The organism is Pedobacter agri PB92, assembly GCF_000258495.1.
In the GTDB taxonomy this organism is placed as follows: Bacteria; Bacteroidota; Bacteroidia; order Sphingobacteriales; family Sphingobacteriaceae; genus Pedobacter; species Pedobacter agri.
Genome location: NZ_AJLG01000126.1, coordinates 1 through 14,046, shown reverse-complemented (window position 1 = coordinate 14,046; position 14,046 = coordinate 1). Strand labels below are relative to the sequence as shown.

9 protein-coding genes are annotated in these 14,046 nt (G+C 40.8%); 1 reads left to right on the top strand and 8 read right to left on the bottom strand.

Annotated elements, in window-relative coordinates; translation table 11 throughout:
- From ON09_RS16880 to ON09_RS16850, 8 genes are all read right to left on the bottom strand, one after another.
- On the bottom strand, positions 1–925 hold a 925-nt coding region (locus tag ON09_RS16880; RefSeq protein ID WP_010602241.1), incomplete at its 3' end, for an FGGY family carbohydrate kinase.
- A 15-nt stretch (positions 926–940) separates the two neighbouring features.
- A complete protein-coding gene (locus ON09_RS16875) occupies positions 941–2,221 on the bottom strand; it encodes a sugar isomerase (protein WP_010602240.1) in 1,281 nt (426 codons plus the stop codon).
- Between the two features lie 265 nt (positions 2,222–2,486).
- Positions 2,487–4,607 carry a bifunctional rhamnulose-1-phosphate aldolase/short-chain dehydrogenase gene (locus tag ON09_RS16870; protein ID WP_010602239.1) on the bottom strand — a complete coding sequence of 707 codons (2,121 nt, stop codon included), beginning with the start codon at positions 4,605–4,607 and terminating at the stop codon, positions 2,487–2,489.
- Between the two features lie 28 nt (positions 4,608–4,635).
- Positions 4,636–5,730: an L-rhamnose/proton symporter RhaT gene (rhaT, locus tag ON09_RS16865; protein ID WP_010602238.1), complete on the bottom strand. Its 1,095-nt coding sequence runs from the start codon at positions 5,728–5,730 to the stop codon at positions 4,636–4,638.
- A 73-nt stretch (positions 5,731–5,803) separates the two neighbouring features.
- A complete protein-coding gene (locus ON09_RS16860) occupies positions 5,804–8,827 on the bottom strand; it encodes a glycosyl hydrolase (protein ID WP_010602237.1) in 3,024 nt (1,007 codons plus the stop codon).
- 10 nt (positions 8,828–8,837) lie between these two features.
- Positions 8,838–11,018, bottom strand: a complete 2,181-nt coding sequence (locus tag ON09_RS16855) for a family 78 glycoside hydrolase catalytic domain (protein WP_238533718.1) — start codon at positions 11,016–11,018, stop codon at positions 8,838–8,840.
- A complete protein-coding gene (locus ON09_RS26190) occupies positions 10,903–11,580 on the bottom strand; it encodes a glycoside hydrolase family 78 protein (RefSeq protein ID WP_238533717.1) in 678 nt (225 codons plus the stop codon). Before ON09_RS26190 ends, ON09_RS16855 begins: the two co-directional genes overlap by 116 nt.
- A 210-nt stretch (positions 11,581–11,790) precedes the next feature.
- The gene (locus ON09_RS16850; RefSeq protein ID WP_010602236.1) at positions 11,791–13,212 is read right to left on the bottom strand and encodes an arabinose isomerase; all 1,422 of its coding nucleotides are present in this window, start codon (positions 13,210–13,212) and stop codon (positions 11,791–11,793) included.
- A 157-nt stretch (positions 13,213–13,369) separates the two neighbouring features.
- On the opposite strand from ON09_RS16850, the gene ON09_RS16845 reads away from it, so the two are divergent.
- On the top strand, positions 13,370–14,046 hold a 677-nt coding region (locus tag ON09_RS16845; protein ID WP_010602235.1), incomplete at its 3' end, for an SDR family NAD(P)-dependent oxidoreductase.

Genomic DNA, 14,046 nt, shown 5'->3' with positions numbered 1-14,046 from the left:
ACGTACACACTCGTTTGAGCTGTACTTCGTGCTCATAGCCAGCAAAAATCCGTGAAGCTTTAATCGGTTTACCCTTATAATGCATATAACAAAGGCAATCCTGCTTCAGTTCTTCCTTTGTTAGTGGTTCCTGATTGAACGGATTTAAACTAATGCACCAGGTTCCGGTTGAGATGAGGATAAACGGCGTGTTAAAATTTGCCAGGTAGGGAATCAATGCCGCGGAACTATCGTGAAGCCCTACACCCACCTGGAAAGTTGCCCCATTAAACTCGGTTTTAACACTGGAATCTGCTGGGGTAAAAGCACCAAATTTCTGATCAATTTTTTCTGAAGTTACCCAGTGATGGTATTCATTTTTGTTAAAATGCCACAGCTGGGTATGGCAACCAATACTGGTAATATCTGCAATTGCTTTTCCGGTGATGAGATAGCTTAGATATTGCGGCAAATGTAAAGCCCATTTTACTTTATCGAAAATAGCAGGTTTTTCGTGCTTTAATCGATAAAGCTGCATGCCTGAGTTTAAGCTTCCTAAAATTGGTGAGGCTGTTTCTAAAGAGATTTTTTCTTCCCCACCATATTTTGCATAAAATTCCTGCTTCAGCGTTTCCGGGTATTCTTTGAGGTAATTATAGAGGGGCGTTAAAGGTTCGCCGTTTTCATCAAGATAAACAAAACTGGCCCCATAAGTTGAGAAATTAACCGCCTTAATATCGAACTCTTTCATTTGCAATACTTGTTGCAATGAATCATAAACGGATGATTTAAGACTTTCCAAATTTTCACATGGTTCACCGTCTTCATCCACCGTTTCTACGAAACGAGCAGATCGCTCGTAAACGATCTGATAATTTTCATCAATTAAAAAAAGCTTTTTGTTCGTTTTCCCAACGTCAAATATTGCAATAACCGGTTTTGGCATTTCTCTCGCTCCTATTTATAAACCTGTAGCTACAGTATTTCCTCTGTGATCAACTAAATTACTTCTAACAGCTAAATCGCGGTATAAGCCAATTGGCGATAAGGCAGCACCCGCTCTTAATCTTGCTTCGGCAACTAATGCTCTTAAATCGGTACGGAAAGTATTTTGCAAAATTTCTTGTGCACCAGCCACATCATTGTTATCCTGAGCAGCATTAAGTGCTTTACGATCAACCAGTAAAGCTTGTGCATAAGCAATCATGATGGCCTCAACCGATTGTAATAAATCTTCCAAAGGATCTTTTACATTATGCGAGGCATCGATCATCCATCCTAAATCTTTAGCGTGATTCATCCCTTTGGCATCCATTCCTTCAACCAGTTCATTGAAAATCAAAAACAACTGATAAGGCTTAATGCTTCCTGCGGTTAAATCATCATCACCATATTTAGAATCGTTGAAGTGGAATCCACCCAGCTTTCCTTCCATTAAAAGTAAAGCTACAATTTGCTCAATGTTTGCGTTTGGCAAGTGGTGACCTAAATCAACCAATGTATAAGCTTGTTTGCCTAATTTGCTGGCATAAAGCAAGGATTGACCCCAGTCTCCAACTGTAGTAGAATAAAAATTCGGCTCGAAAGCTTTATATTCTACAAACATTTTCCAATCGCCTGGTAAAGCCGAATAAATTTCTTCTAAACTTTCTAAAGTATTTTCAAAAGCTTTGCGGAAATTAAGTTGTCCTGGAAAACATGATCCATCAGCCAACCAAACCGTTAACGCATCAGAACCCAATGCAATACCATGTTTAATTACTTCGATGTTATGCTCAATGGCTTGTTTACGTACCGCTTTGTTTACGTTTTGTAACGAGCCAAATTTATAGCTGTGTGCCGAACCTGCCTGATCCTGAAAGGTGTTCGAATTCATGGCGTCGAACTTTAAACCATAGCTTGACGCCAGTGATTTTAAGCTTTCTGCATTTTGTGGAATATCCCATGGAATGTGAAGCGAGATGGCACCACTTGCACCGTTTAAGGCATGTAGTAAACCTACATCTTCAATTTTTTCTTCTATGGTACGCGGCTCACCGCCTGTAATGGCAAAACGTCCGAAACGTGTTCCTCCTGTTCCTAAAGCCCAAGATGGAATCGCAATTTGAAAATCAACCAGTTTTTGGATTACGCTTTCCAAATCAACGTGCGACCAATCTTCTTTTAAAAAATTAAGTTTGCGTTGATGGGTGGTTAAAAGGGAGTCGTTGTGTTTTTCAATTTGGTTCTGCTCGATATTCATGAGAATACTTGGTTTGTTAGGTTAATAAATAAAGCGAAAATTCGCCTTGTTCTAATCATCGTAAAACGATGAGGATTATTTAAAGTCATTTCCAGTCTGTGGCAAGCCACAGACCGAGAGAACAACTTACTAAAACTAAATTTTAAAATTTAAGACCTTTCATTGCAAATGGAACGCAATTCGTAATCATTACCAGCCTCAGCTATCTCCATTAACTTTATTCGAATAGATGACCTCGTACCTCGCAATGACGGTCGTAAACTTATTATCTTGAAAATGCCATGGCAACGCCGCCATCAACATTTAGCATATTTCCAGTTGATTTGCTTAACAAACCACCAACAAAGGCGAAACATGCATTGGCAATATCATCGGGTAAAATAATTTGGTTCAACAAAGTACGCTTTGCATAATAAGCAGGCAATTCGGCAACGGTAATGCCATAAGCTTTTGCCCGGCCTTCAGCCCATCCACCAGCCCAGATATTGCTATCGCTGATTACTGCATCTGGGTTTACCACGTTTACACGAATATTATCGGCGCCTAATTCCGCAGCATTTAACCTGCTTAAATGAAGTTGTGCTGCTTTCGCGCTACCGTAACCTGCGTTGTTTGGTCCACTTACCAATGAGTTCTTACTCACAATATTAATGATATCGCCACCAATATCTTGCTTTTGCATCGTTTTTGTTGCAGCCTGGGTAATGAAGAACTGACCTTTAACTAAAACATCGTACAATAAATCCCAATCTTTTTCCGTGTGATCGCCAATGGTTTTTGAAATTGATAATCCAGCATTATTTACGATGATATCTACTCCACCGAAAGCCAATGCTGCAGCATCAAAAGCGCCATCAATATCTTCCTGAGAAGTTACATTCAATACTGCAGTAGCGTAAGAATCTTTGCCAAATTGTTTTTCAAAGTCAGCACCCGCTTCAGCTAAACGCTCCGCATTCATGTCGTTTAAAATCACCACGCCACCTTCAGCAACAAACTTCTTCGCAATGGCTTTACCAATACCACCAGCACTACCCGTAATCAAAGCGATTTTTCCGGTAAGTGGTTTTGGTTTTGGCATGCGTTGTAATTTTGCTTCCTCCAATAACCAGTATTCAATGTTGAAAGCTTCCTGATGCGGCAAAGAGGTATATTCTGAAATCGCTTCAGCGCCTTTCATCACATTAATCGCATTGATATAAAATTCAGCTGCCACTCTGGCGGTTTGTTTATCTTTTGAAAAAGTAAACATGCCAATTCCAGGATATAAAATCACAACCGGATTTGTATCACGAATAGCCGGGCTATTATCATGCTTGCAAGTTTCGTAGTAATCGGTATACATGGCTCTGTACGCATCGAAAGCTGGCAATAGCGCTTCTTTTATCGCTTTTGTATCAGAAAGATCGGCATCTGCTTTCAAATCTAAAACCAAAGGACTGATTTTGGTTCTCAAAAAGTGATCAGGACAACTGGTTCCCATCGGAGCCAAACGAGAAAGATCATTAGAATTGGTGAATTCTAAAACACGTGCATCATCAGTAAAATGACCAATCATGTGTTGTTTAGAAGAACATAAACCTCGTAAAATCGGTGCTAATGTAGCAGCTTGTTTTTTACGCGTCCCAGCCTCAGCGCTTTCAATTTTTTGTCCGCCAAACACAGGACCTTTCTTGCCGTAATTCTGTGCTAGATATTCAGAACAGATTTCAATTACATCAAGGGTATTTAAATAACTTTCGTAAGCAGTATCGCCCCAGGTGAATAAACCATGAGAACCCAACATAATTCCACGGATACCTGGATTTTCATCCAAACATTTTTTTAATGTCAATCCCAGTTCAAAACCTGGTTTTTTCCATTCTACCCATCCAATGGTTCCACCAAATAACTCTTCAGTGATTTTTTTTCCATCTTTTGCAGCCGCGATTGCAATCGCTGCATCAGGGTGTAAGTGATCGATATGTGCGAAAGGTAAAAATCCGTGTAGTGGTGTATCAATTGACGGTGCTTTTGAACTTAAATCAAAAATGCAGTGGTTGAATAACTCCACCATTTCATCTTCATGTTCCACACCACGGTAAATATTTTTTAAGCTGCGTAAACGATCTACATAAAGCGCTGCAAGACCACTTTTTTTCAAGGTTCCCAAGTCTCCGCCTGATCCTTTAACCCACATCACTTCAGTTTCCGATCCTGTTAAAGGATCTTTTTCCAGTAACTTACATGAAGTGTTTCCACCACCATAATTGGTTAGGCGTAAATCGGCGCCTAGTAAATTAGAGCGGTAAATTAACAATGCAACTTCATCTCCAGCTAGTTTTGCGGCTTCCTCTTCATTCCACAAATAGCTTACATGCTTATAATTTTTCGTTTCGATTGACATTATAGTATTTTGATTTTTTTTATATGATTTAACCTTTAAGTGAATTACCGTAACCCACAATTAATACGGATGCGATGATGGTTAGAATACCAACCAATACGGTAATTAATGTTTTCCTGGATACGCCTTTCCATTCTTTTAAAACCAGCCCCCAAACGTTGGCAATTAAGATGATGAAGGCCATGTGCAATATCCATGAACTGGCGCCATTACCCATTTTGCTCTCTCCCATACCATAAAAAAAGAATTGCAGAAACCAGGTTGTTCCTGCTAGTGCTGAAAAGATATAGTTTTTTAGAAGTGGTGTTTGCTTATTTGTATAGTCGCCGAATGTTTTGTTTCGGGCGTTTAGGATCATACACCAGATAAAGTTGGTCGTTAATCCTCCCCATAATACAATGATATAAGTTACATTATTAGAGAATAGAAAATTTCCGGTTTCAGTGGGATTTGCTGCTTTCCAGATGGAGTTCGCGGCATCGGCCATTGGTTTACCCGCTTCGATACCAAAGTTAAAACAGGCACTTAATACCCCCGATACGATGCCTACAAATAAACCTAGACCAAATTTAAACTCAGTTTTCACTTCCAGTCCATGTGGATCGGTAACGCCAGTATTAATTTCCTTTTCTTTCATCATTCCGGCTTTTCCGCAAATGATAATCCCTAACACACAAACCAAAAGTCCCAGCATTACCATTCTTCCCCAATCGGTATTTAAAAACATGGTAAAAGTATCTTTGCCTTCCTGAGGGAAAACATCAAAATAAATGGATGGCAAAATAGAACCCAAAACCATACAAAGGCCTAAAATGATACTGCTTCCTAGTGACACGCCCAGATAGCGAACACCTAAACCATAGGTTAAACCTCCTATGCCCCAAAGGATACCAAAAAAGTAAGTTAAGGTTAGAATCTGACCACTGGTGGTAGAAATGATATCAGTAAAATTAGGAATGGTTAAATAAGCTGCTAAAGGAGGAACAATTAACCAGGAGAAAATACCGCCCACGATCCAATAACTCTCCCAGGCCCAACCTTTTACTTTTTTATATGGAATGTAGAAACTTCCCGATGCGAAACCGCCGATGAAGTGAAAAATAACGCCTAAAAATGCCTGCATGCTCTGATGATTAAAATATTTGGTTGGTCTAAAATAGAGATAGCCTAATGCTTAACTGTTATGAACTGTTATGTTACTCGATCATGATCTGAACTGGTCCGATCAAGCCTGAAGGCAGCAATGGATCTGTCTTTTTAAATACAATATTGGTGTTGGTTAAACGCTTTTCTTTAGGCAATGCGGCATCTCCAATCAACCTGTTAGGCCATTGGTTAATGATTTCGATTTCCAGCTTGTTCTCGCCTGATTTTATACTATTGGCAATATCTACCCGCCAAGGACTGGTCCATATTGTACCTAAATTTTTACCATTTAGCTTCACCGATGCGATGTTCTTAACTACGCCCAAATCTAAAAACATACGTTTATCTTTAGCCGGTAAATTGCAGGTAAAGCTTTTACGATAAACTGCTTTACCGGAATAAAACCTGATTCCCTCATCACTGTGCTTGCTCCAATCAATCAGTTCGTCAAAAATAATTTTGTTCGGACCTCCCCATTTAGGATTGAAATTCACTTCCCATGCGCCCGTTAAAATTTGCTTTTGAGTCAATACCGGAAATAGGGTTTTGCTTTGAGCAGGCATTGCTGTTTTCGCCTTCGGAAAAATAACAAAGTAAGATTGAAACCGGGCAAACTGAAGATCAATCGTTATCCGGCTTCCACTTTTTTTAAATGGAACAGCTTTAATGATTTCACCGGTAACCGCATCCCAAAGTTGTGGCTGCCCGTTTACCCTAAAAGTACAACTGGAGTTTACTGCATGATCCAACCGGTTGGTGATGAAATAAATATCTTCACTGGCAGTTTTCCGGTGAATAAAATCTATAAAATTTTCCTTTCCTGAATACTCAAAATCTGGAAGTATGCCATCATTAAACAGCACATTACGGACATTTTCATTATAAAAAACCCGCCCACTGCCAAGGTGATTCAGTTTGACTGATTTCCCATTAGCCTTACCCCAAAGTAAATTTGCTTTGGATTTGATATACTGATCGCAAGCTGGAAAATTACCAAGGCCCGGCGACTTTTGAGGTTTAGGACCAATGATCGTTGCGCCGGCCTTTACCAGTTCTTCGAGCTTTGCGATTACCTTTTCGGGCATACGTTCATCATCGGCAAGTACCAACACACGGTAAGCCATACCATCTGGCAGCACAATTAATTTATTTTTAGCCGATAAACGGGTTAATAAAACTTCCTCGTTGCAAACATCATAATCATAGCCTTTGCCAAGGCTTGGCGGCACGTGTTTAGGCAACACAATATTTGGCGCAGCATCTCCATTGTAAAAAAGCACATCGGCTACAAATTTACCTGCTCTGAGCAAATGCTGACATCTTGAAATATAGGTAAGAAAGGCTGAAGATTTTTCCCACCAGGTAACGTTGGGATTGAAATGTGTTCCGGCGCCATATTCAAAGCCTGGCAAACCGTCTTCCGGCCTGGAGGCTGTAGTGGTATGAATGACTACCCGATTGATTCCTTCGCAAAAGGCCCGGTCTAAAGCTTGTTTTAAATGCTCGGGCGCATCTTTCCAATGCCTGAAAGAAGTAAAGGATTCAGCTGAAGCTGTTTTTCGGCCGTAAATATGAGCGGCAGAGGCTACCATTTTGGTCACCTTATTTTGTCCGTACTCTAACCTTGAAACGCCATAAGGCTGGTCATCATCCAAACCGCCTGGCTCATCATGTTTGGCACCCAACCAAAATTCACCCATCGGCTGATCACTTCTGCCCAGATTTTTTAAGGTATCCATACACATGGTTCCCGATCGGCTAGGACCGGCAGATTCATTCTGAACTTTTAAACCGTTTTCGTGGCACAACTCGGCAAATCTTTTATAGTGCCCATTCGCCATACAATCAGCAACAGTTTTGCGGTAATCATGCAAAAAACGATCGGAAATTTCGGCGCTCCCAATAATAAAACCGGCCAGTACAGGAAAATAAGGCTGGGGGTCATAGCCACAAAAGGCTTTGAATTTATCAATGATTTTGGGTGTCCAGTTTGGAAAGCCATCCTCAAAACTATCGTCGCAGAAATATTTTAGCGCTTTAGAATTTGCTTTTGCGTTCTCTTCTAAAAGTACTTTCCCCAGGTTTTCAAATTGAATCTCTACTCCTCTGTGGTCTAGCCAGTCAATAGATAATCCATCAGCTTCTGGCTGGGCAATCATAAGTTTCGAACCAGTCATCCTGTGCCCGGTCCGAACGATGGTCCAATCACCTGCTGGCACTTCCCAATTCAAAGTTCCGTCTAAACCCACTTTGTCCGTGAGGTTAATTACTTGTTTAGTATCAATGGGCTGATCACCAGGCTGATTTTCCCAGGCGAACAGGGTTGGTCCCATTACATCGTTTGCTTTGGCGAAATTGCTGGCATCCTTTCGATTTGTTTTAGCCGAAAAAACGGCCTGCCGGGAACCTGATATTTTGGCTTGATCGCCATTTGGATTTAAAATGGCTACAACTGAAGTATCCTGATAATCGAGTTGATCCAAAGGCAGATCAATATAATCTTTGTAACCCGGCGGATTAAAAACATGTTTATAGCCATCTCTTCCACCTGGAAGCGGTAGTTTTCCTGAAAAATTTTGAGGTCCTTTTAAATTTAATGTTGATTGCAAAAACCACCTGCCTGCATTTTCAGGTTTAATCCACGGGCCGCCCATGCACCATCCCGAACTTAGGTTTACGCCCACCTCAATGCCCAACCTGTCGGCTTCTTTGAGCGCATGGCGATAAAGCGCTTTCCAGCCTGAGGATAAAAATTTCTCCCCTTGCGGATAGGGAACTCCGCCCAAACCGCCGGCAGAATTTACGAGTAAGACATTTCCAATTCCTTTATCTTTGAATTCTTCCAAATCTCGGGTGATACTTGCCTTATTTACCAATCCGTTAAACCACCACCAATAGCCACCTGCCCGGGTTTCATCCGGAGGAGACAAAAAAGCATTTTCAAGTGATGTTAAACTATCTGCGGCAGGATTAAAATCCAATAATTCAGCGGCATTTACTGAACTTAAAATGGCAATATTGGCAGCCGTTAAACTGCTCAACTGAATAAATTTACGTCGGTCGATCGGTTTCATCAAAAAGAAATTAGCGGCTTATTTTATTAAGGGTATATTCGAAATGGTATTTGCCAGATCCAAGCTCAAAAGACTTGTTTTTAGATGGCGATTTGATCTTTTTAAGATCAGTCAACCCATCTGCATCTTTTCCTCCTTCTATAATTGCTGCATTTTCTGATGCTGGTAGCATTACAGTTGCAGTGGTATTTGCAGGAATGCTAACATCCAGGGTAAATTTATCGCCATCGGTTTTCCAGGCGGATGAAATTTCTCCATACAAACTTTCAAATCTTGCTGCAGCATGTTTAAAATCGCCCCCTGGTTGAGGCGCAATTATAATTTTTTTATATCCCGGGCTTTTCGGATCACTGTTGATTCCGGCTACAGTTTTATACATCCAATCTCCGATAGCGCCATAGGCATAGTGGTTAAAAGAGTTCATAGAAGTGGCCTGAAAGCTGCCATCTGGTTTAATTCCATCCCAACGCTCCCAAATGGTGGTGGCGCCTTTCTTAACAGGATATAACCAGGATGGATAAGTTTCCTGCAAAAGCAGTTTATAAGCCACATCAGTATAACCAAAACGCGTTAGCACATGGCAGAGGTAAGGTGTACCCAAAAACCCCGTAGTGAGGTGGTTTTTATAGGAGGCTACATTTTCCGCTAACCTTGCCGCAGCCTGACTTCTTAAATCTTCTGGAAGCATATCAAAATTCAGTGCTAACACATAGGCTGTTTGCGAGCTCGACACGAGCCTGCCTGAAGGCGTTACATATTCCCGCATAAAAGCATTTTTGATGTCTTTTAAGCGTGCTTCATAAATGTTAACCTCATCATTTTTACCCAGTGCCCTGGCTGCATCAATCACATTCTGTGTGGAAGCGGCGTAAAAAATCTGGGCAATTAAAAACTTATCGGTTAACGCTGCTTTACCATCGCGGTCATCGGCCATGGTGTAAAAAAGCCAGTCGCCATAATGCGGACCGCTGTTCCATAAATTCTCCTTACTGATGCTTTTAATATAACTTACCCAAGCCTTCATACTATTGAATTGCCTTGCCAGTAAATCTTTATCGCCGTAAGCCTGATAATAGTTGTATGGAATAATGGTGGCCACATCGCCCCAGCCAGCAGACCCAGCGTTTGCCTTAGCCCTGCAATCGGGAATGACTACCGGAACATTTCCATTATCATGCTGATCAACGGATAAATCCAGCAACCATTTAGAAAAGAATCCAGATACATCCATGTTAAAAGCAGCGGTATTGAAAAAGACCTGAGCATCGCCCGTCCAGCCCAAACGCTCATCTCGCTGCGGGCAATCAGTGGGCACATCTAAAAAGTTTCCTTTTTGCCCCCATTGAATGTTGCTTTGCAGCTGATTAATAAGCGGATTGGAAGAGGTAAATTCGCCAGTAGGCTTCATATCCGAATAAATAGCAATTCCTGTTAAATCATCTTTATCCATCGGGGTTTTATAGCCCGAAATTTTAACGTAGCGAAAACCCTGAAAAGTAAAATGTGGTTCAAGAATATCTTCTTTCCCACCTGTTAAAATATATTTATTTTCCTGTTTGGCTGCACGAAGATTATCGGTATAAAAGTTCCCCTGCTGATCGAGCACTTCGGCGTGGTTAATGGTAACGGTATCTCCTTTGTTTCCATGTAATTTCAATTTCACCCAACCCACCATGTTCTGACCGAAATCTGCAACCATTTCCCCTTTTGGAGTTTTAAATATTTTAACAGGCGATATGTTTTCGTGTTTGCTCACCGCCGGCCCAACAGGTGCAACCAGGTTATCCTTACTATAATCTGCTACCTTTACCGTTTTCCAGGAAGAGGATTTTAAGTTCGTAGCAGTTTTTACCAAAAGCGCATTAAAGGTTTCTCCGTTGTAGATATCTGATTTTTTAACCGGCCCGTCAAACGATACTTTCCAGTTGCCATCTGAATTGGTTGTAGTTACCGATCCATCTGCATGAGTAACTTCAAGCTGATAGAGCAAGCCTACCTCCTTGCCATAAGTATTTCTTTTGCCCTTAAATTCGAGATTTCCCCTGTACCAACCATCGCCTACTGTAACGAAAGTCTCATTGTTTCCTGATTTTAAGAGCGAGGTGACATCGTATGTTTGATATTGAAGTCGTTTGTGATAACTGGTCCAGCCGGGTGTAAAATATTGATCGCCTACGCGTTTGCCATTGATCGTGGCTTCGTACAAACCATGTGAGGTAATATAAAGTCTGGCTGATTTGATTGTTTTTTTTCACTTCAAATTGCCTGGCAAATATGGGTGCTGGCCCTACCTTACCATCCGTAGCCATCGCACTTTCTATCCAGTCTGCCGTCCAATTTGTATTGTTAAGCATGCCTGTTTCAAAGAACTGAACTTCGCTCCAGGCAGAATTGTTTTTCTTTTCGTCGGTAATTTTCACCTGCCAGAAATAGCGTTGCCTGTCTTTCAGTTTGGGTCCGTTATAAACCACATGTGTCGACTGATCGCTATTAACCTTTCCCGTATTCCAAATTAGATTCTTATTGTTTAACAGATCGTTTTGCGAATGAGCCAGTCTTATTTCATAAGATTTTTGCATGGTTTGACGCAAATCAGTTTTGATTTTCCATCCGAACCTGATTCCGGCAGTATCGATACCGATAGGATTCGACTGGTAATTCAACGTCAACCCAGATAAACTCAAACTCTGAGCAAATGTAAAAATCGCAGCAAATTGAAATAAGAAAAATAGTAGGCTCTTTTTCGTTCTCATAAAGATTAGTTTGTAATAAACTTCAGTTAGATTTTAGAAACAGATGTTTAATTTTTGAAAAAAATCATCGATTTCTGGGGTATTTGGTTAACTAAAGATAGTATTCTAAATATGAAAATCTTATAGGAAGCCTAATGTATCTGAAATTTTATACAACATTATGAAATAAAATTAAACTTAATGTTAAATAAAATTAAAGTTTGTCATTCATTAGCAAATGTGGATCACCTCGATGTTTAGCAGTTTCGCAAGCTTTTTGACTTTACTGCTAATATGGCCGAGCCCGACAGCACAGTGATGCGCAGGGCCAGCATTGTTCCACTCTTCAACAAATTTTCTTGCACCGATGTCAAACCGGTATCTGCTGTTGGTATTCCCAATTTCAAGAATCGGACCGGCTACTGATTCACCTTCAGCGACCAGAAAAAATATTTTCCCCTTATTTTCAACAACAGAAAGTAATGTTACTGAGCCATGTTTTACCGACATTTCTACTGAAAGGCCGCTGCCCACCTTGCCATGGTAAACCTGTAATGGTTTTACTTTTATTTTTCCTTCGGCAATACCCAAATGCCCCGGACCATCATGCCCCATCAATACCACATCATCATCAAAATCTAAAGCATAATATTCCGTGAATGAACCGCCGGCACCAAAACCATCCATAATTTTCATAGCCTGTGCATTTTTAATTTCGTATTCACCCGCAACAGGTACCCCGCCGGCAGTTAAAAGCGAATTTCCTAAAATGATGGAACTCATCGTTTCGCCATTAGCATTTCCGGTACCCTTGTGGTAATAAGCCATTGAGCCGAGGCCATATCGCTTAACCAATTGATCAAGCGCAACTGAAGTTCTGGCTGCTTTCTCCAACTCACTTTCTTTACAAGCAGGATCTATTTCAAACACAGTTTTGAATTCATTCAGTTTATCATCGATTTGCTGACTGGAAACACTTTCAGCCAAAGCGGTAAGCTCATCAGGTTCGATAATTTCAACATGGTTTCCAAAAACAGCACATTGTAGGGTGATGTCTGAATAGATATCAAGCATTCCACTGTAATAATTACCCATCAAACCCAAGGTATTATGACTCATCATATTCGCAACCTTTGCCGCTTCTACCCATTGTTCAATTTCTTGCCAGGTTTGCTGATCATTTAGGGTTCCGGTAACCTGCTCGAAAGGAATATCAGCCCGTTTAAAAACATTTGCAATTTCAGGCACCGGGCAAGCGGCGCAAAATGCCAGCCATTCGCCAGTCATTTTGGTACGATCGTTCAGCCTATTGAAATTATGATAATCGATAGCAGCCGTTGGAGATAGATTTAATATGATTACCGGAACCTTTGCCCGTCTCACTACGGGCAGCACTGTTGAAGAAAGTGCGTAAGTGGTAACGTATAGAAAAATAATATCCACATCCCCTTTTCTAAAATCATGCCCAGCCGTGAATGCTTTTTCTGCATTGTCAATCAAGCCCAAATTCAGCACTTCTGCACCATAGTTGTTTAGTTTTCCTGCCACCTGATCCAGATAGCCGATCAGGCGATTTTCCAACCCTTCAAATTGCGGCCAATAAGTATCAAGGCCGATACCGAACAAGCCGACCTTCAAATTATGTTTTGTCATATACCTAAATTATGTAAAGCATTTAATAACAAGTTCATGGAAATTACTTTTTTGCTTTGCAACCGTGTAAAATCTTTATTGCGGAACATTTAACCTGACTCGTATTTAAATTGTCACACATCGCAAACCTTATCTATCTTTTCAAGGTATCATTATTATGGATTTCAAAAACAAGAACATTTTAGTGGTGGGCGGCAGCTCAGGCATTGGTTTGGCTTTAGTAAAAATTTTAGCCGAAAAAGGCGCTAGCATTTATAATGTTTCCAGAACCAATAGCCAGGAATGGCCAGAAGGTGTACGACACAGTGAAATGAACGTTCTAGACAATGTTGATTCATTAAATGATTTCTTGCCAGAAGAGTTACATGGATTGGTTTATGCCGTAGGTAGTATTACCTTAAAACCATTCGGCCGCATTTCTTCGGAAGATTTTTTGAATGATTACCAGCTAAATGTTATTGGTGCTGCGAAGGTTATTCAACAGGCACTTAAGCCGCTGAAAAATTCCGGTTCATCTGCCATTGTGCTCATCAGTTCTGTTGCCGCACAAACAGGCATGGGTTTTCACAGTAGCATTGCTGCAGCAAAAGCTGGCGTAGAGGGTTTAACAAAATCGCTTGCAGCAGAATTTTCAGCTTTGAAAATCAGGGTAAATGCTGTAGCACCCTCGCTTACCGAAACGCAGTTATCTGCTAGCCTGCTTAATACCGATGATAAAAAGACAGCTTCAGCAAAAAGACATCCATTGGGAAAATACGGGCAGCCTGAAGACATTGCTTCGGCAATTGCTTTTTTACTTTCAGAAGAAAGCAGCTGGATGACCGATGTGTACGT

Coding starts and splice junctions, on each gene's coding strand:
- ON09_RS16875 (WP_010602240.1), bottom strand. CDS start 2,221: ATGAATATCGAGCAGAACCAAATTGAAAAACACAACGACTCCCTTTTA.
- ON09_RS16870 (WP_010602239.1), bottom strand. CDS start 4,607: ATGTCAATCGAAACGAAAAATTATAAGCATGTAAGCTATTTGTGGAAT.
- rhaT (WP_010602238.1), bottom strand. CDS start 5,730: ATGCAGGCATTTTTAGGCGTTATTTTTCACTTCATCGGCGGTTTCGCA.
- ON09_RS16860 (WP_010602237.1), bottom strand. CDS start 8,827: ATGAAACCGATCGACCGACGTAAATTTATTCAGTTGAGCAGTTTAACG.
- ON09_RS26190 (WP_238533717.1), bottom strand. CDS start 11,580: ATGAGAACGAAAAAGAGCCTACTATTTTTCTTATTTCAATTTGCTGCG.
- ON09_RS16850 (WP_010602236.1), bottom strand. CDS start 13,212: ATGACAAAACATAATTTGAAGGTCGGCTTGTTCGGTATCGGCCTTGAT.